Source organism: Pseudomonas sp. MF6396 (assembly GCF_002018915.1).
Taxonomy (GTDB): Bacteria; Pseudomonadota; Gammaproteobacteria; order Pseudomonadales; family Pseudomonadaceae; genus Aquipseudomonas; species Aquipseudomonas palmensis.
In genome coordinates this window covers 85,447-103,599 of record NZ_MVOK01000003.1, presented here as the reverse complement: position 1 = coordinate 103,599, position 18,153 = coordinate 85,447, and the positions used below count along the sequence as shown (strand labels likewise).

Here is an 18,153-nt window from a genome sequence, read left to right as displayed (position 1 = left end):
TGCGCGCTGTTCGCCAGCCAGGCTGGCTTCTGCAGGCAACGCGAACGCCTGTGCAGGAGCCGGCCTTGCCGGCGAACGCATTCTCAGAAGCTCACAGCAGCCGACACCCGCGCAGTTCGCGGCGCGCCCTGAAACAGGTAGCCGTCGCCCAGATACTCCCCCGCGTCCCTCCAGTAGCGCCGATCGAACACGTTATCCACTGTCAGGCGCAGCACCGTGTCATACCCGCCGATGCGCGTGCGATAGCGGCTGCCAATGTCGAACACCGCATAGCCACCCACCGCCACCGTACCTGCCTGGTTGGCATACTTGCTCGCGCTGTAGCGCGCCCCACCCAGCAGCGCCAACCCCGGTACTCCCGGGAGGCTGTAGTCGGCCTGCAGCGCCGCGCGCAGATTCGGCACGTTCAGCGCCTGATGGTCGTCGTACGCCCGCGTGCCGCTGCCGCCGACCCGTGCACGAATGGCCGCGGCACTGGCGTTGATCTGCAGGTTCGACGTTACCCAGCCGCTGGCCGCCAGCTCCAGGCCGGTGTTCTTCTGCTGCCCCTGCTGCACGTAGGTGAAGTCACCGCTGCCGTCCGGCTGGGCATACTGATACCCCTGGCGCAGCTGGAACAGCGCCGCGCTCAGGCTCATGCGCTGCCATTCACGCTTGATACCCAGTTCGAGCTGGCGTGACGTGGTGGGGGCCAGGATGTCCTGGCTGTTGAGCGCGAACCACGGCGCGGCATTGCCCGACGACAACCCCTTGCTGTAGCTGGCGTACAGCGAAATGTCCGCGCGCGGCTTGTAGATCAGCGCGGCGTTGGGCAGCAGTTCATATTGCCGGGTATGCCGGCGCAGGTTCCCATCTTCACCAAAGGCCTGCTCGTCCAGGCGTACAACGCGCGCACCGAGTACCGTCTGCCAGTGTTCGTCGAAGCTGATCCGGTCGCTGGCGAACAGGCCGTACTGGCGGCTGTCGAGGCGGCGTTCGCGGTGGCCCGGGCTGCCGTCGAAGGGCTCCAGTGCCGGCGTAGGCTGGTAGATGTTGCCGCTGCCGATCCACTCGTTGAACGTCGGTCGCTGGTCGACAGTGCGCCGTTGCGCGCTGCTGCCGACCGTCAGCTCGTGCTCCAGGCCCGCCAGGGCAAACTGGCCGTTGAGGGTGACCTGTGCCTCGTCGGTGCGCCGGGTATCGTCCGGGCTGCGGTAGTCGTAGATGTCGTAGTCGCCCTCGGGGCTGAAGTAGTTCGGCACCTTCGAGCCTGCGCAGCTGGCGGCGCCGTAGCAACCCCAGGCGAACGCGCTGTAGTCGTCGATCACCACGCGGCTGCGCGAAGCGCTCACGCTGCCGGTCCAGGTGTCGCTGAAGCGGTATTCGAAGCGACCGCCCAGGTTCAGCGAGTCGATCTGCACCGGCTTGGCCCAGTGCTGATAGGCCAGGCGATCGTCGGGGTCGATGCCGTGGGGCAGGCGGTTGCCGCCGAGCAACTGGTAGCCGGGCACCGAGCGCTGCTCGCGCTGCTGGTACTCGACATCCAGTTGCAGCAGCGCATCCGGGTTCACTTGCCAGTCGAAGGCCAGCGAAGCGAAGTCGCGCTGGCCGTCGGCATGGTCGACGTAGGAGCGGATATCTTCATGGGCCAGGTTTGCGCGCAGGCCGAACTGGCGTTCGCTGCCAAACCAGCCGCCCAGGTCGGTGGCGATGTAGCGCTCGCCCAGGGCCGTGCTCGATACCGTGAGCGAACGGATGTCCTGCGGGCGCTTGGTCACATAGTTGATCAGCCCGCCGGGTTCGGCTGCTCCGCTTTGCAGGCCCGACAGCCCCTTGAGCAACTCGACCTGCTGCTTGTTCTCCAGCGCCACGTTCTGCTCGCCGGCGATGGTCTGGCCGTTGATGGTGTAGCTGTGGGCGGCGTCCAGTTCGAAGCCGCGCACGTTGAAGTTCTCGTAGTAGCCGATGGGCGCATAGCTCTCGCCGACCGAGGCATCGCTTTGCAGCACCTCGCTGAGCAGGTGCACCTGGCGGTCCTGCAGCAACTGTTCGGTGAACACCGACACCGAGGCGGGGGTGTCGGGCAGCGGCGCCGCGCCAAAGCCGGCCACCGAGGCCTGGCGCGGCTGGTAGCCGTCCTCGAGCACATCGGACACGTTCAGGGGCGCGAGGGTGATGCCGCTGTCGGCCAGGGTGGTGGACGAGCTCAGGGCCAGGCCGAGGCTCAGCAGCCCCAGGGGCAGGCGAGGGTGGTGCAGGGTCATGCGCAGGTTCCTTGAGGGCCAGCAACAGGCGCGCCGGCAGGCGGGGCGCCATGTTACCTGAAGGGGGCCTGCGGGTAGGAGCCAGCCTTGCTGGCGAACGCCGTTACGCGGCCTTCACCTGAGCCGAGCGGCGCTCCACCCACAGCCACACCACCAGCGCCACGCCGCCGATCACCAGCCCCGCCACCACGATGCCGTTCCAGCCGTGGGCCTGGAACAACTGCGTACCCAGCAGCGAGCCCAGTGCGCCACCGATGAAGTAGCAGGTGATGTACCCGGCATTGAGTCGGTTGCGCGCCTCGGGGCGCAGGGCGATCACCGCGTTCTGGTTGCTCACGTGCACCAGCTGTACCGCCAGGTCGAGCACCAGCACGCCAATCAGCAGGGCGGCGAGCGACACCTGGGCGAAGGCCAGCGGTACCCAGGCCAGCACCAGGGCCAGCAGCCCCACGGTGGTGCCCAGCGAGCCCTTGCCGCGGTCGGCCAGGCGCCCGGCCCAGTTGGCGGCCAGGGCGCCGGCAGCACCGGCCAGGCCGAACAGCCCGATCACCGCATCGGAGTAGTGGTAAGGCTCGGCTGCCAGCAGAAACGCCAGGGGTGTCCAGAACAGCGCGAACAGGCAGAACGACAGCAGCCCCAGCAACGAGCGCAGGCGCAGCACCGGCTCATCCACGAACAGGCGGAACACCGAACCGATCAGTGCGGGGTACTTGAGCCCGGCGTGCTGGTGGCGCTCGGGCAGGGCCCTGGCCAGGGCGATGGCGCTCAGGGCCATGAGCGCAGCGGCCAGCAGGTAGATGCTGCGCCAGTCACCCAGGGTCGCCATGAACCCGGCAGCGGTGCGCGCCAGCAGAATGCCCAGCAGCAGGCCGCTCATCAGCGTGCCGACCACTCGCCCGCGCTCGGACGGGTCGCTCAGGCCGGCGGCCATCGGCACCAGTACCTGCGCCACCACCGAGAACAGTCCGGTCAGGGTGGTGCCGATCAGCAGCCACATCAGGCTGGGGGCGAAGGCGCTGATCAGCAGGCCGACCGTGGCGATGGCGATCATGCTGACGATCAGGCGGCGTTGTTCGAACAGGTCACCCAGCGGCGCCAGCAGCAGCAGGCCGGCGCCGTAGCTCAGCTGGGCGGCAATCACGATGCTGCCGGCGGTGGCGGTGGTCAGGCCGAAATGCTGAGCGATGCTGTGCAGCAAGGGCTGCGCATAGTAGTTGCTGGCCACGGCCAGGCCGGTGGCGGTGGCCATCAGCAGAATCAGGGCGCGGCTCAGGTGAGTTGTGGCGGGGGCCATGGACCGTCTCGTTGTCAGGGGGGAAGGGGAGTGCATTATCAAAAATGCGCTAGCATGACGCCAATGAATCGTTTAGATCCCATCAATCTCTTGTACAGATGGAAAGATGAACCTCAAGCAGATCGAATACGCGCTGGCGGTGGCCGATACCGGTAGTTTCACCCGTGCGGCCGAACGTTGTCATGTGGTGCAGTCGGCTTTGAGTCATCAGGTGGCGCGCCTGGAGTCGCAACTGGGCACCTTGCTGTTCGAGCGCAGCTCGCGCCGGGTGCGCCTTACACCTGCCGGCGAAGCCTTCGTGCTCAGCGCACGCACGGCGCTGGAGGCCACCCGGCGCATCGCCGAGGACGTGGCCGCAGCCTGTGGCGAAGTGCGCGGGCGCTTGTCCATCGGCGAGATCAGCTCGCTGACCGAGCTGGACCTGGTGGACCTGCTGGCCGGTTTTCACGGGCAGTACCCGCAGGTGGACATTCGCTGGCTGATCGGCAAGAGCGAGCTGCTGATTGCCGATGTGCGCGAACGGCGCCTGGATGTGGCGTTCATCGGCGTCTGGCCGGGGGAGCCGCTGGCGGGGGTGGCGTCGCGCCTGCTGGCGGCCGAGGAGCTGGTGGCGGTGCTGCCGCTGCAGCACCCGCTGGCAGGCATCGGGCGTCTGGCGCTGGAGCAACTGGAAGACCAGCCCCTGGTGGACTTCCAGGCTGGCAGCGGCGCGCGTCGACAGACCGACGAGGCATTTGCCGCCGCAGGGGTGCGTCATCGGGTGCAGTTCGAGGTGGGCAGTATCGGCCTGATCGAGAAGTTCGTGCAGCGTGGCCTGGCCCTGGGGCTGGTACCGGCAAGGATCGCCGCAGGCTTCAAGGGCGTTGCCGCAGTACCGGTGTGCGATGCCCCGGTGCGCCACCTGTACGCGATCTGGTCGACCACCCCGACGCCGGCGGCGCGGGCCTTCGTCCAGTTGCTGGAGCAGAACCTGGCGGCAAGGGCAAGCTGTTAGCCGTGGAGGCCACTTCGCTGGCAAGCCAGCGAAGTGCTTCAGAGCACTTCCACCAGTTCGTAGACCTGGCGCCCATTGCCCAGTACCAGCACCACCTCGTCGCCCTCGAGCTTGCCCATCAGGCTTTGCCCCAAAGGTGAGCGCGGGGTGATCACCGTGATCAGCGCCTGCCCTTCGCCGATTTTCAGCCCTGCCGCTTCCGGCCCCAGGAACACGCGCTGCTGGCGATCCTGTTCGTCGGCCAGCAGCACCAGGTTGCTCAGTTGCACGCCGGCCTCGGGGTCGTAGTCGCGCAGGGTCAGTTGCTGGTACGCCAGCCGTGCCTGGCGAATCTCCTCCATGCGCCGGGCCTGCCCGGTGGCCAGGTACGAGGCTTCCAGGCCGAGGGTGTCGTACTTGTTCTCGGCGATGTTCTCCTCGGCAGTGGCCGCCTCATACGCGGTCTGCGCAGCACGTTGCGCCACGTCGAGGTCGACGCCCAGGCGCTCGATGATGCGCGCCAGCAGGTCGGTCTTGTTCATCTCAGTTGCAGAACTCAAGGACATTGGCGCGGCTTTTCTCGGTGGGGGCGGTACGGTTCTGTTGCAGCCAGAACTGGCATCTGGGGTTGGACAGGTTGCGCGGGCTGCCCTGGGCCTGCTCCTCGGCCTGCTGCACCGCCTGATCGTGCAGGATCTGCTTGTACTGCTCGAACATGCGGTTCTGCTCCGGCGACTGCTGCGGCGCCACGGCCGGCGCGGGCGGGGCGATCACCTCGTGCAGGGGCTGGCGCAGGTCGGGCAGGTACTGCCAGCCCAGCCACAGGGTCAGCATGATGGCAACGAAGCCCAGCCACAGGCCGATGGCCACGCACAGGATCAGTTGCAGCGGGTTTTGCGAAATTTTCAGTTCACGGCGACGCGCACGGTACGACATGGCAGCCTCCTGGCCAGGACAATGGCGGCGATTGTCGCATGCAGCGCGGGTTTTATTCAGCCTCGCTACTGTTGTCTGCAATGATTAACCCGGACAATCGGCGCTTTTTGTTTCCGGCTCAACGTGAGGTGCCTGCCATGAAACCGACCTGGGATATCTTCTGTTGCGTCGTCGACAACTATGGCGACATCGGCGTCACCTGGCGCCTGGCCCGGCAACTGGTGGCCGAACACGACGTGGCGGTGCGCCTGTGGGTGGATGAACTGGCGGCCTTCGTGCGCCTGTGCCCCGAGGCGGACGCCCAGGCCCGGCAGCAATGGCAGCAAGGCGTCGAGGTGTGCCTGTGGCCGGCCGACTGGCAGCCGACGGCAGTGCCGGACGTGGTGATCGGCGCCTTCGGCTGCCACTTGCCAGCGGCCTATGTCCAGGCCATGCAGGACCGCACCGTGCCGGCAGTGTGGCTGAACCTGGAGTACCTGAGCGCCGAGGGCTGGGTGGAAGGCTGCCACGGCCTGCCGTCGCCCCAGGCCAATGGTCTGCGCAAGGTGTTCTTCTTTCCGGGGTTCACGCCCGGTACCGGCGGGTTGCTGCGCGAAGCCACGTTGCTGACGCGGCGCAAGGCGTTCGAAGACGACCCGCAGGCCCGTCAGGCATTCCTGCGCGGCCTGGGCGTGAGGGTGCATGAGGGTGCACGGCTGATCTCGTTGTTCGCCTATGAGAACCCGGGCCTGGCCAGTTGGCTCGATGTGCTGGCCGCCGACACCCGCCCCAGTCACCTGCTGGTGCCCGAGGGGCGCATCCTGGGGGATGTGCAGGCCTGGCTGGGCGAGAGCGGGCTGGGGGTGGGCAGTGTGACGCAGCGTGGGGCGCTGACGGTGCAGATCCTGCCCTTCGTCAGCCAGGATGACTATGATCGGCTGCTGTGGTGCTGCGAGTTCAATGCGGTGCGCGGCGAGGACTCGTTCGTGCGTGCTCAGTGGGCCGGGCGGCCACTGCTGTGGCATATCTATGTGCAGGAAGAGTACGCCCACTGGGAAAAGCTCGAGGCCTTTCTGGACCATTACACCCAGGGCCTGTCGGCCCCGGCAGCCGCCGCGCTGGTGGCGCTGTGGCGGGCCTGGAACATGGATCGCGACATGGGCCAGGCGTGGCGCGAGCTGCTGGCGCACTGGCCGGAACTGAGCGCCCACGCCGAGCGCTGGTGCGCCGCGCAGGCCGCTCAGCCGGACCTTGCCACGGCGCTGGTACAGTTTTGTCGAAATTCGCTATGATATGCGGCCTCGATTTTTGTAAATCCATCCAAATTCGGATATCTCGCAATGAAAACTGGTAAAGAGCTGAAACCCGGTACCGTGATCCGTATCGACAACGACCCTTGGCTGGTTCAGAAAGCTGAATTCACCAAATCGGGCCGTAACAGCGCGATCATGAAGACCAAGCTGAAAAACCTGCTGACCGGCTACAAGACCGAAACCGTCTACAGCGCCGACGACAAGCTGGACGACGTGATCCTCGACCGCAAAGAAGCGACCCTGTCCTTCATCAGCGGCGACACCTACACGTTCATGGACACCACCGACTACACCATGTACGAGCTGAACGCCGAAGACATCGAAAGCGTTCTGCCTTTCGTTGAAGAAGGCATGACCGATGTGTGCGAAGCCGTATTCTTCGAAGACCGCCTGGTTTCCGTAGAGCTGCCGACCACTATCGTGCGTCAGGTCGACTACACCGAAGGTTCCGCCCGTGGCGATACCTCCGGCAAGGTCATGAAGCCTGCCAAACTGAAGAACGGTACCGAGCTGTCGGTTGCCGACTTCATCGAGATCGGTGACTGGATCGAGATCGACACCCGCGAAGGTGGCTCCTACAAGGGCCGCGCCAAGGTTTAAACCTGGCGATCTGCGCGAACACGAAAACCCGGCCAAGGCCGGGTTTTTTTATGCCCTGCGTGCGCGGCTGCGGCGCCGTCAGAGGCTGTTCTGCAGGTTGTCGCGCAGCGCCAGCAGCTCGGCCTGCAAGCGTTGCAGGCGCTCCAGCGAGTGGCCGCTGGCGCCCAGGATGCACGGCGGGATCGAGCGTGCCTGCGCTTGCAGGGCACGCCCCTGGGCAGTCAGTTGCACGATCACCACGCGCTCGTCCTCGCGGCTGCGGGTGCGCTTGAGCAGGCCTTCGGCTTCCAGGCGCTTGAGCAGGGGTGTGAGCGAGCCGGGGTCGGTCAGCAGGCGATGGCTGATTTCGCCGACGGTCAGCCCGTCCTGCTCCCATAGCACCAGCATGGCCAGGTACTGCGGGTAGGTCAGGCCCAGTGCCTGCAGCAGTGGCTTGTACACCTTGGTCATGAGCAGTGACGTGGAGTGCAGGGCGAAGCACACCTGATTGTCGAGCAGCAGCTCATCGTAAACGGGCGCTTTGGAGGTGGCGTTCATGCGGCTCCTTTCTATCTGGTCCTTGAAATGGTGGCGCGCATGCTATGCGCGCTATTGCCAGCGCAGCTCGCTCTGCAGTGCCAGGTCCCAGGGGGGGATGGGGCTGAAGCGGCTCTTGAGGAATTCGAGCAGCAAACGGCTGCGAGAGTTCGTTTCATGTTCAAGGCGCAATGCATAGACACCGCTGGTTTCGGCCGGGGGCAGCCCGTTCTCGCAGAACAGCGGCAGCAGGTCGCCGCGCAGCAGGTACTCGCTGATCAGCCAGGTGGGCAGGTGCGCGATGCCCAGGCCCGCCAGGGCGCCGAACAGCAGGGTCTCGGCGTTGTTGGCGCTCATGCGCATGCGCGAGGGGCGCAGCAGACGCATCTGCCCGTCCACCGCGAAGCGCCAGGCGAAGGGTGGGGCCAGGCCATCCCAGTCCAGCCCGTCGTGCTCTGGCAGGTCGCAGGGGCTGGCAGGCACGCCGCGGGCCTGCAGGTAGGCGGGGCTGGCGCAGGCAATGCGCACCATGTACGCCAGCGGTGTTGCCACCAGCCGGGTATCGGCCAGAGGGCCTGCACGCAGCACCAGGTCGACTTCGCCCAGGTGCGCGCCCTGCAGGTCGACGAAGCTGTCGATCAGGCGCAGTTGTACATCCAGGCCCGGGTACGCCACCAGAAAATCGGCGATGGCCGGTGCCAGGTGGCGGCGGCCGAACGCCGAAGGCGCATCGATGCGGATCAGGCCCTCCGGTGCATTGCTCAGCGACACGGCCTCGGCGCGGGCCAGACGCAGCTCTTCGACGATACGCCGGGCGCGTTCGGCGAATGCATTGCCGGCGGGCGTGGGGCGTACCGCATGGGTGCTGCGCACGAACAGGCGGCTGCCCACGGCGGCCTCCAGGGTATCGATGCGTCGGGCCACCGCCGAAGGGGTCAGCGGGTGGCGTCGCGCTGCGGCAGAAAAGCTGCCGCTTTCGAGCACATCGAGAAACAGGCTCAGGTGTTGGGTGAGGGCGTCCGGGGTCATGGTAATTGCTTGTGCGAATTGGGCACAGCCATTGTGCGTTGCTGTGCGTTTCCCCGCTAGCCCGCCATCGGTAGCATGGCGCTATTGCAGAGCAGAGAGGCGAACATGGTCGAGTGGTTGATGTACATCGTATTGGGAGCAGGGCTGGGTACCCTGGGCGGGCTGTTCGGGATCGGCGGCGGCCTGATCGCGATCCCCGTGCTGGGCGTGCTGTTCGGCCTTGACCAGCAACTGGCCCAGGGCACCGCGCTGGTGATGGTGGTGCCGAACGTGTTGCTGGCGCTGTGGCGCTATCACCAGCGCAATCGCATCGAGCTGCGTCATGCATTGCCCTTGTCGCTGGCCGGCTTCGTGTTCGCCTGGCTCGGCTCGATCTGGGCAGTGGGGTTGGATGCACAGGCCATGCGCGTCGGCTTCGTGGTGTTTCTGGTGGCGCTGACGGTGTGGAACCTGGTGCGCATGTTCACTCGCAACGCGCCGCCTTCGACCGAGTTGCGCCAGCCCTGGCCCTGGCTGGGTGTGCTGGGCGGGGGTGCCGGTGTGGTCGGCGGGCTGTTCGGTGTAGGGGGCGCGGTGGTCGCCACACCGGTGCTGACCAGTGTGTTCGGCACCACCCAGGTGGTTGCCCAGGGCCTGTCGCTGGCACTGGCGGCGCCCAGTACCTCGGTCACGCTGCTGACCTACGGGCTGCACCAGCATGTGGACTGGAACATGGGCATCGCGCTGGCACTGGGCGGCTTGCTGAGTATCAGCTGGGGCGTGAAGCTGGCCCATGCGCTGCCGGAAAAGGTCCTGCGCTCGTTGTTCTGTGTGTTTCTGGTGGTGTGTGCGTTGATGCTGGGCTTCAGGGTCTGAAGCCCGCCGCGGGTCGAGCCGGCACGGCCGTCGAGGGCCGTGCAGGTGTCAGCGCCGTACCTGCTTGAGCGTTTCGGCGATCAGGAACGCCAGCTCCAGCGACTGGTCGGCGTTCATGCGCGGGTCGCAGTGGGTGTGGTAACGGTCCGACAGCGCGTCTTCGGTGATCGGCCGGGCGCCGCCGATGCATTCGGTGACGTTCTGACCGGTCATCTCGATGTGAATGCCACCGGCATGGCTGCCTTCGGCCTGGTGCACCTGGAAGAACTGCTTGACCTCGCCCAGGATCTGCGCGAAATCGCGGGTCTTGTAGCCGCTGCTGGCCTTGATGGTATTGCCGTGCATCGGGTCGGAGCTCCACAGCACCTTGCGCCCCTCGCGCTCGACGCTGCGGATCAGCCCCGGCAGGTGCTCGCCGACCTTGTTGGCCCCCATGCGCACGATCAGGTTGAGCCGGCCCGGGTCGTTGGCCGGGTTGAGGATGTCGATCAGGCGGATCAGCTCCTCGGTGTTCATGCTCGGGCCCACCTTGACCCCGATCGGGTTGTTCACCCCGCGCAGGAACTCCACGTGGGCGCCGTCCAGCTGACGGGTGCGATCACCGATCCAGAGCATGTGCGCCGAGCAGTCGAAGTAGTCGCCGGTCAGGCTGTCGCGCCGCACGAAGGCTTCCTCGTAGTTGAGCAGCAGCGCCTCGTGCGCGGTGAAAAAGCTGGTTTCGCGCAGTTGCGGCGAGCTGTCCATGCCGCAGGCGCGCATGAAGGCCAGGGTTTCGTCGATGCGGTCGGCCAGCTGGCTGTACTTTTCGGCCAGCGCCGAGTTGGCGATGAAGTCCAGGTTCCACTTGTGCACCTGGTGCAGGTCGGCGAAACCACCCTGGGCGAAGGCGCGCAGCAGGTTGAGGCTGGCGGTGGACTGGTGATAGGCCTGCAGCAGGCGCTCCGGGTCGGGCACGCGGCTGGCAGGGTCGAAGCCGATGCCGTTGACGATGTCGCCCCGGTAGGCCGGCAGGGTCACCTCGCCGATGGTTTCGTCATTGGACGAGCGCGGCTTGGCGAACTGCCCGGCCATGCGCCCCACCTTGACCACCGGGCAGCCGGCGGCAAAGGTCATGACGATGGCCATCTGCAGCAGCACCTTGAAGGTGTCGCGGATTTTCGCTGCCGAGAACTCGGCAAAGCTTTCGGCGCAATCGCCGCCCTGCAGCAGGAAGGCACGGCCTTCGGTCACTTCGGCGAACTGGCGGCGCAGCTCGCGCGCCTCGCCGGCGAACACCAGCGGCGGGTAGCTGGCCAGGGTCTGCTCGACCTTGAGCAGGTGCGCTGCATCGGGGTAGTGCGGTTGCTGCTGGATCGGCAGGGCACGCCAGCTATCGGGACTCCAGGGTTGGCTCATCACAGGCTCGGTTTCTATCGGAAAAGGGCTGTGAACATGCTAACACCTGGACCCTGCCTTGTTGCATCGCCTGTATTGACGGACAATGGTCGTTTTTGCTTGGGCACATGCAGGTGTCGGGAGAGAGCATGACAGAGGAACGGGTAGAGCGGCTGCTGGCGCAGGTGCACGACGAGTTCGGCACCATCAGCGTGCTGGAAGTCGAGGACTACCGCTTTCTCGAGTTTGGCGAGGCCATCGAGCAGAGCTGCGTATTCACTGCCGACCCGAGCTGGCTGGAGTACGACTATACCCGCGCCATGCTGGTGGGCGCGCTGTGCCACTGCGAGCCTGAAAGTGCGCTGTTTCTCGGCCTGGGTGCCGGTACCCTGACCCAGGCCTGCCTGAAGTTCCTGCCCCTGGAGGACGTGGAGGCCATCGAGCTGCGTCCCGAGGTGCCGCGCCTGGCCATCGAGTACCTGGGGCTGGACGATGATCCGCGCCTGTACATCCGCGTGGGTGATGCGGTCGAGCTGCTGGAGACGGCCGAGCCTGCCGACCTGATCTTCGTCGACCTCTACACCGACCACGGGCCCGGCGTCGGCCACCTGGCCTGGAAGTTTCTCGAAGACTGCCAGAAGCGCCTGAACCCCGGCGGCTGGCTGGTCATCAACCAGTGGGCCACCGATGACGGCAAGCCGCTGGGCGCTGCGCTGTTGCGCGGGCTGTATCACCGCCATTACTGGGAGCTGCCGGTGAAGGAGGGCAACGTCATCCTGCTGGTGCCCGCCGACCTCGACCAGACCCTCGACCGGGAGGCGCTCACCGCGCGCGCCCGGGCTCTTGAACCGCGCCTGGGCTACTCCCTGCAGCGCCTGATCGAGGTGATCCGACCGGCATCTTGAATAAATCGTTTCAGCTCCGGCCGCGCCGCCAACAGACGCGTGGGCCTCGATCATCGGCAAGGGCTGTCGATTCGAGGCCTCCGGGCTTCTCTTCCCTGTAAAAAAGTCTCACGCTATGCAGGAAATCGGGTATAGTACGCGCCGGTCTTTTACCGGACCTCGTTCAGGTAGTGCAATTCCCCGAAGCCAGCTTCGGCTGCGCGTCCGCACCGCGGACTCTGCCTTGACGTTCCTTTTTTTCTTCAATCGTTTTCGCAAATCCCCGCCGACAAAGCTGCCAGGGTGACCTTCGGGTCTTACAAGGCATGTGCAGCTTTGGAGCATGGGTCTTTGCGGATGCACTTAGAGGCAGACCCATGACCCAGGAAACCGGCGGCTTCGCCGCTCTCGATCTTCATCCAAGTATTGTTGCCGCCGTTATCGCCACTGGCTACGAAGAGCCATCGGCCATTCAGCAGCAATCGATCCCGATTATTCTTGCCGGTCATGACATGATCGGTCAGGCGCAGACAGGTACCGGTAAAACCGCTGCCTTCGCTCTGCCAATCCTGCACCGCATCGACCCGAGCAAGCGCGAGCCGCAAGCCCTGATCCTGGCGCCAACCCGTGAGTTGGCGCTGCAAGTAGCTACCGCATTCGAAACCTACGCCAAGCAGATGCCGGGCGTTACCGTGGTAGCGGTATACGGTGGTGCCCCGATGGGCCCACAACTCAAAGCAATCCGTAACGGCGCGCAGATCGTCGTCGCTACCCCTGGCCGTCTGTGCGACCACCTGCGTCGCGACGAGAAGGTGCTGGCTACCGTCAATCACCTGGTGCTCGACGAAGCTGACGAAATGCTCAAGCTGGGCTTCATGGACGACCTGGAAGTCATCTTCAAGGCCATGCCGGAAACCCGCCAGACCGTACTGTTCTCGGCCACCCTGCCGCAGTCGATCCGTGCGATCGCCGAGCGTCACCTGCGTGACCCGAAACACGTCAAGATCCAGACCAAGACCCAGACCGTGACTGCCATCGAGCAGGCACACCTGATGGTCCACGCCGACCAGAAGGTCTCGGCGGTACTGCGCCTGCTGGAAGTCGAAGAGTTCGATGCACTGATCGCCTTCGTACGTACCAAGCAAGCCACCCTGGACCTGGCCAGCGCCCTGGAAGCCAAAGGCTACAAGGCTGCCGCGCTCAACGGTGACATCGCCCAGAACCAGCGTGAGCGCGTCATCGACTCGCTCAAGGATGGTCGCCTGGACATCGTCGTCGCTACCGACGTCGCTGCCCGTGGTCTGGACGTACCGCGCATCACCCACGTGTTCAACGTCGACATGCCGTACGATCCGGAGTCCTACGTTCACCGTATCGGCCGTACCGGCCGTGCCGGTCGCGAAGGTCGTGCACTGCTGCTGGTCACCCCGCGTGAGCGCCGCATGCTGCAGGTGATCGAGCGTGTGACCGGCCAGAAGGTTGCCGAAGTTCGTCTGCCCAACGCCCAGGCCGTACTGGACGCGCGCATCAAGAAGCTCACCAACAGCCTCGCGCCGCTGGTTGCCGATGCAGAAGCTACCCACGGTGATCTGCTCGACCGCCTGACTGCCGACATCGGTTGCAGCCCGCGTGCCCTGGCCGCGGCCCTGCTGCGCAAGGCCACCAATGGCCAGGCGCTGACCCTGGAAGCCGTCGAGAAAGAGCAGCCGCTGGTGCCGACTTCGGCCCCGCGTGGTGATCGTCCTGCCGGTGAGCGCTCCGAGCGTGGCGAGCGTGAGCGTCGCGCGCCGATGCCACTGGGTGAAGGTCGTGCACGTTGCCGTACCGCGCTGGGTGCGCGTGACGGTATCGCGGCCAAGAACCTGCTGGGTGCGATCCTCAACGAAGGCGGCCTGGCCCGCGAAGCGATCGGTCGCATCCAGGTGCGCGACAGCTTCAGCCTGGTCGAGCTGCCGGAAGATGGCCTCGAGAAGCTGCTGACCAAGCTCAAGGACACTCGCGTTGCCGGCAAGCAGCTGAAGCTGCGTCGTTATCGCGAAGATTGATCTTCGAGTGAAATGAAAAATCCCCGACTGGTTCGGGGATTTTTTTTGCCTGGGCGGCCTGTTTCGCTTGTAGGGGCCGGCCTTGCCGGGGAAAGGGCTGCCGCCTCAGTCGAACCGATAGATATCCATTCCCAGTGCTCCCAGGGTAAAGCCCTGGTGCTCGATCGCGAACCGCTCGCCCGCGCCGCGGGCAAAGTACAGCGGCAGCAGGTGCTCGTCGCTCGGGTGGTTGCGCACCGCAAACGGCGCCTGCCGGCGATAGTCATGCAGGGCCGGCGTGTCGCCCGCAGCCAGCTTGTCGATTATCCAGTCGCGAAACGCCAGTGCCCAGGGCTCTACGCTCTCGGGGCCGGCATGCCAGTCGAGTTCGCGCAGGTTGTGGGTAATGCTGCCGGAGCCGATCAGCAGCACGCCTTCTTCGCGCAGGGCCGCCAGTGCCTGGCCTACCTGTTGCTGGTACGCCGGGCCGTGCTGGCTGGGCAGTGATACCTGCACCACCGGTATGTCCGCCGCCGGGTACATCAGCGACAGGGGCACCCACGCGCCATGGTCGAAAGGCCGCTTGGCGTCGAGTGTTGTGGGCAGCCCGGCTTCATTGAGCCGTTGCCTTACCTGTTCGGCGAGCTGTGGGTCGCCGGGGGCTGGGTACTGCACGGCATACAATGCGGCCGGAAAGCCGCCGAAGTCGTGCCAGGTGGGTGGGTGCGGGTTGCTAGTCACGCGCAGTTCGGTGGTTTCCCAGTGCGCAGACATCACGACAATCGCTCTGGGGCGCGGCAGTTGCGCCGCCAGGCGCGCAAGTGCCGGGCCGCTGGCACCCGGTTCCAGTGCCAGCATGGGAGAGCCGTGGGAGATAAACAGGCTGGGCAGCATCGGGGTGGTCCTGAAGGTTAATATGCAGCCATCTTCAGGCAGATCATTGATCTAAATCTAATATAAGTTTTTGCGGTATTTAATCGAATTTATCGAGGTAAGGTTATGCAGCCCGCGTTCTGGCACAACCGCTGGGAGAACGATCTGATCGGCTTTCACCAGCAGCAGGTCAACCCGTATCTGCAGCAGCATTGGCCCGCACTGGGCATTGCGCCTGGTGCCCGTGTACTGGTGCCGCTGTGCGGCAAGAGCCTGGACATGGCGTGGCTGGCCGCGCAAGGCCACGACGTGCTTGGGGTGGAGTTGTCCGAGCGGGCGGTGAAGGACTTTTTTTCCGAGCATGAGCGGGAGCCGCAGGTTTCGCAGCAGGGGGCCTTCACGGTCTACCGCAGCGAGGGCATCGAGTTGTGGTGTGGCGATTTCTTCGCACTGACTGCGGGTGACGTGCGGGGCTGTGCGGGCCTTTACGACCGTGCCGCGATCATCGCCTTGCCGCCTGCCATGCGCGAGCGGTATGTGGCGCATCTGCAGCAGCTCCTGCCGTCGCCTTGCAAGGGCCTGTTGATCACTCTTGACTACGATCAGGCGGTCACTGACGGTCCGCCCTTTGCCGTGCCCGATGAAGAGGTCGAGCGCCTGTTTGGCGAGCAGTGGCAGTTGGCGATCGCCGCGCAGGACGACGTGTTGGCGCAGAGCCCCAGGTTCATCAAGGCGGGTGCTGATCGGCTGGTGGAGCGGGTGTACCGTCTGCAACGCTGAAATGAAAAAGGGCAACCCGTGGGTCGCCCTTCCTGTTTGCCTGCTGCTCGCTTAGCCGCGACGACGCAGGGCTTCGATACGATCTTCCAGCGGCGGGTGGCTCATCAGCAGCCCTGCCAGGCCCTGCTTCAGGCCACCATTGATGCCGAAGGCATTCAGGGTGTCAGGCATGTGCACAGGCACGCCTTGTTCAGAACGCAGGCGCTGCAGCGCGCCGATCATCGCGTTGGTGCCGGCCAGGCGGGCGCCGGCTTCGTCGGCGCGGAACTCGCGTTTTCGCGAGAACCACATGACGATGATGCTGGCCAGGATACCCAGGACCAGTTCGGCAACGATGGTCGCGATGTAGTAGGCAATGCCCTGGCCTTCTTCGTTCTTGAAGATCACCTTGTCGACGAAGTTGCCGATGATGCGTGCGAAGAACATCACGAAGGTGTTGACCACACCCTGTACCAGCGCGAGGGTCACCATGTCGCCGTTGGCGACGTGGCCGATCTCGTGGGCCAGCACGGCGCGTACTTCATCACGCGAGAAACGCTCGAGCAGGCCCTGGCTGACCGCGACCAACGCATCGTTGCGATTCCAGCCGGTAGCGAAGGCGTTGGCCTCATAGGCCGGGAAGACGCCCACCTCGGGCATCTTGATGCCTGCCTGGCGGGAAAGCTCTTCGACGGTCTGCAGCAGCCATTGCTCATGGTGGGTGCGCGGCTGGGTGATGATCTGGGTACCGGTGCTCATCTTCGCCATCCACTTGGAGATGAACAGCGAGATCAGCGAGCCGGCAAAGCCGAACACAGCGCAGAAGATCAGCAACTGGTCGAGCTTGAGGTCAACCCCGTTTGCCGCCATGAACCCGTTGAAGCCGAACAGGCTCAGGGTGATGCTGGCAATCAGCACGACCGCAAGGTTGGTGGCCACAAACAGCAAAATGCGCATCATGGTTGTTACGTTCTCCTGACGGATAGAAAGCTTGCGTATGCGGGGTATATAAGGTGCGCGCTCCGTGTATTCAACCGGGCGACTATTTCAAACTGTGTACTTGTGCGGGCAGGCGCGGAGAATGCCAGGTGCGCGAGCCAGAGCGGCAGGCTTGAGGTTGGCCCGTGGCCTGCGCCAGGGCTGGCGCAGGCAGGCATTCGGGCTTACTGCTGGTAGGTCTTGAGGAAATTGCCGATGCGACCGATCGCCTGCTCCAGGTCATCGACACGTGGCAGGGTCACGACGCGGAAGTGGTCGGGCCACGGCCAGTTGAAGGCGGTGCCTTGCACGATCAGCAGTTTTTCCGACAGCAGCAGGTCAAGGGCGAACTTTTCGTCGTTGAAGATCGGGCAGACCTTCGGGTCGATGCGCGGGAAGGCATACAGGGCGCCCATCGGCTTGACGCAGCTGACCCCTGGAATGTCGTTGAGCAGCTCCCAGGTGCGGTTGCGCTGCTCCAGCAGGCGACCTGGCGGCAGCACCAGGTCATTGATGCTCTGGTAGCCGCCCAGTGCGGTCTGGATGGCGTGCTGGCTCGGCACGTTGGCGCACAGGCGCATGTTGGCCAGCATGTCGATGCCTTCGATATAGCTCTGGGCGTGCTGCTTGGGCCCGGACAACGCCAGCCAGCCGGAGCGGAAGCCCGCCACCCGGTACGACTTGGACAGGCCGTTGAAGGTCAGGCAGAGCAGGTCGGGGGCCAGCGAGGCGGTGCAGATGTGCACGGCATCGTCGTACAGGATCTTGTCGTAGATCTCGTCGGAGAACACCACCAGGTTGTGTTGGCGGGCGATTTCCAGCATGCCCAGCAGCAGCTCGCGCGAGTACACCGCGCCAGTGGGGTTGTTCGGGTTGATGATCACCATGGCCTTGGTGTTGGGGGTGATCTTGGCCTTGATGTCGGCAAGGTCGGGGAACCAGTCGGCCTGCTCGTCGCACAGGTAGTGCACCGGGTTGCCGCCGGCCAGGCTCACCGCAGCGGTCCACAGCGGGTAGTCCGGGGCCGGGATCAGCACCTCGTCGCCGTTGTTGAGCAGGGCCTGCATCGACATCACGATCAGCTCGGACACGCCGTTGCCCAGGTAGATGTCCTCGATGCCGACACCTTCGACCTGCTTCTGCTGGTAGTACTGCATCACCGCCTTGCGCGCGCTGAACAGGCCCTTGGAGTCGCTGTAGCCCTGGGCGGTGGGCAGGTTGCGGATCACATCCTGGAGGATCTCGTCGGGCGCCTCGAAACCAAAGGGCGCCGGGTTGCCGATGTTCAGCTTGAGGATGCGGTGGCCTTCCTCCTCCAGGCGTTTGGCGTGCTTGAGCACCGGGCCGCGAATGTCGTAGCAGACATTGGCGAGCTTGTTCGATTTGCTGACCTGCATGATGTGATCCCGATTAGAAAAGATCGCCGCGCATTGCGCTGTGAAAACGTTTGAAATGCGTGTAACGCGGGTGCCAGACTGACGTCTGATGAGGCGCAATAATACGTGCCACCCGCGTTGTCGAAA

At 65.0% G+C, this 18,153-nt stretch carries 16 protein-coding genes and 1 pseudogene; 7 read left to right on the top strand and 10 right to left on the bottom strand.

What is annotated here, in order from left to right:
- Window positions 1-83: 83 nt before the first annotated feature.
- Both MF6396_RS03805 and MF6396_RS03800 read right to left on the bottom strand, forming a co-directional pair.
- Window positions 84-2,243, bottom strand: coding sequence for a TonB-dependent siderophore receptor (locus MF6396_RS03805; RefSeq protein ID WP_078479745.1), 2,160 nt, complete (start codon window positions 2,241-2,243; stop codon window positions 84-86).
- Between the two features lie 103 nt (window positions 2,244-2,346).
- Entirely contained in the window at window positions 2,347-3,537 is a 1,191-nt protein-coding gene (locus tag MF6396_RS03800) for an MFS transporter (protein WP_043862728.1), read from the bottom strand.
- Between the two features lie 106 nt (window positions 3,538-3,643).
- On the opposite strand from MF6396_RS03800, the gene MF6396_RS03795 reads away from it, so the two are divergent.
- Window positions 3,644-4,531: a LysR family transcriptional regulator gene (locus MF6396_RS03795; protein WP_078479744.1), complete on the top strand. Its 888-nt coding sequence runs from the start codon at window positions 3,644-3,646 to the stop codon at window positions 4,529-4,531.
- A 38-nt stretch (window positions 4,532-4,569) separates the two neighbouring features.
- On the opposite strand, the gene MF6396_RS03790 is transcribed toward MF6396_RS03795, so the two are convergent.
- Entirely contained in the window at window positions 4,570-5,052 is a 483-nt protein-coding gene (locus MF6396_RS03790) for a GreA/GreB family elongation factor (RefSeq protein WP_043862730.1), read from the bottom strand.
- Window position 5,053: 1 nt separating this feature from the next.
- Window positions 5,054-5,446 carry a hypothetical protein gene (locus MF6396_RS03785; protein ID WP_043862731.1) on the bottom strand — a complete coding sequence of 131 codons (393 nt, stop codon included), beginning with the start codon at window positions 5,444-5,446 and terminating at the stop codon, window positions 5,054-5,056.
- Window positions 5,447-5,583: 137 nt separating this feature from the next.
- Here MF6396_RS03785 and earP point away from each other — a divergent pair, with 137 nt between their 5' ends.
- A complete protein-coding gene (earP, locus tag MF6396_RS03780) occupies window positions 5,584-6,717 on the top strand; it encodes an elongation factor P maturation arginine rhamnosyltransferase EarP (RefSeq protein WP_043862732.1) in 1,134 nt (377 codons plus the stop codon).
- Window positions 6,718-6,765: 48 nt separating this feature from the next.
- Window positions 6,766-7,338, top strand: coding sequence for an elongation factor P (locus tag MF6396_RS03775; protein WP_043862733.1), 573 nt, complete (start codon window positions 6,766-6,768; stop codon window positions 7,336-7,338).
- Between the two features lie 78 nt (window positions 7,339-7,416).
- On the opposite strand, the gene MF6396_RS03770 is transcribed toward MF6396_RS03775, so the two are convergent.
- Window positions 7,417-7,875 carry a MarR family winged helix-turn-helix transcriptional regulator gene (locus tag MF6396_RS03770; protein ID WP_043862734.1) on the bottom strand — a complete coding sequence of 153 codons (459 nt, stop codon included), beginning with the start codon at window positions 7,873-7,875 and terminating at the stop codon, window positions 7,417-7,419.
- Window positions 7,876-7,926: 51 nt separating this feature from the next.
- Entirely contained in the window at window positions 7,927-8,883 is a 957-nt protein-coding gene (locus tag MF6396_RS03765) for a LysR family transcriptional regulator (protein ID WP_054915829.1), read from the bottom strand.
- A 105-nt stretch (window positions 8,884-8,988) separates the two neighbouring features.
- Here MF6396_RS03765 and MF6396_RS03760 point away from each other — a divergent pair, with 105 nt between their 5' ends.
- A complete protein-coding gene (locus MF6396_RS03760; RefSeq protein WP_043862736.1) occupies window positions 8,989-9,738 on the top strand; it encodes a sulfite exporter TauE/SafE family protein in 750 nt (249 codons plus the stop codon).
- Window positions 9,739-9,786: 48 nt separating this feature from the next.
- Here MF6396_RS03760 and MF6396_RS03755 read toward each other — a convergent pair whose 3' ends face one another.
- Window positions 9,787-11,133, bottom strand: a complete 1,347-nt coding sequence (locus tag MF6396_RS03755) for a class II 3-deoxy-7-phosphoheptulonate synthase (RefSeq protein ID WP_054915827.1) — start codon at window positions 11,131-11,133, stop codon at window positions 9,787-9,789.
- 128 nt (window positions 11,134-11,261) lie between these two features.
- Between MF6396_RS03755 and MF6396_RS03750 the strand changes: the two genes are divergently transcribed.
- Window positions 11,262-12,017, top strand: coding sequence for a spermidine synthase (locus MF6396_RS03750; protein ID WP_043862738.1), 756 nt, complete (start codon window positions 11,262-11,264; stop codon window positions 12,015-12,017).
- Window positions 12,018-12,339: 322 nt separating this feature from the next.
- A pseudogene (locus MF6396_RS03745) lies at window positions 12,340-14,041 on the top strand (DEAD/DEAH box helicase).
- A gap of 105 nt (window positions 14,042-14,146) precedes the next feature.
- Here the strand turns inward: MF6396_RS03745 and MF6396_RS03740 are convergent.
- Window positions 14,147-14,914 carry a DODA-type extradiol aromatic ring-opening family dioxygenase gene (locus MF6396_RS03740; RefSeq protein WP_078479743.1) on the bottom strand — a complete coding sequence of 256 codons (768 nt, stop codon included), beginning with the start codon at window positions 14,912-14,914 and terminating at the stop codon, window positions 14,147-14,149.
- 105 nt (window positions 14,915-15,019) lie between these two features.
- Between MF6396_RS03740 and MF6396_RS03735 the strand changes: the two genes are divergently transcribed.
- Window positions 15,020-15,673: a thiopurine S-methyltransferase gene (locus tag MF6396_RS03735; RefSeq protein WP_078479742.1), complete on the top strand. Its 654-nt coding sequence runs from the start codon at window positions 15,020-15,022 to the stop codon at window positions 15,671-15,673.
- A 51-nt stretch (window positions 15,674-15,724) separates the two neighbouring features.
- Here MF6396_RS03735 and htpX read toward each other — a convergent pair whose 3' ends face one another.
- Both htpX and MF6396_RS03725 read right to left on the bottom strand, forming a co-directional pair.
- Window positions 15,725-16,612 carry a protease HtpX gene (htpX, locus tag MF6396_RS03730; RefSeq protein WP_043862742.1) on the bottom strand — a complete coding sequence of 296 codons (888 nt, stop codon included), beginning with the start codon at window positions 16,610-16,612 and terminating at the stop codon, window positions 15,725-15,727.
- Window positions 16,613-16,815: 203 nt separating this feature from the next.
- A complete protein-coding gene (locus MF6396_RS03725; RefSeq protein WP_043862743.1) occupies window positions 16,816-18,027 on the bottom strand; it encodes a pyridoxal phosphate-dependent aminotransferase in 1,212 nt (403 codons plus the stop codon).
- Window positions 18,028-18,153: the final 126 nt, after the last annotated feature.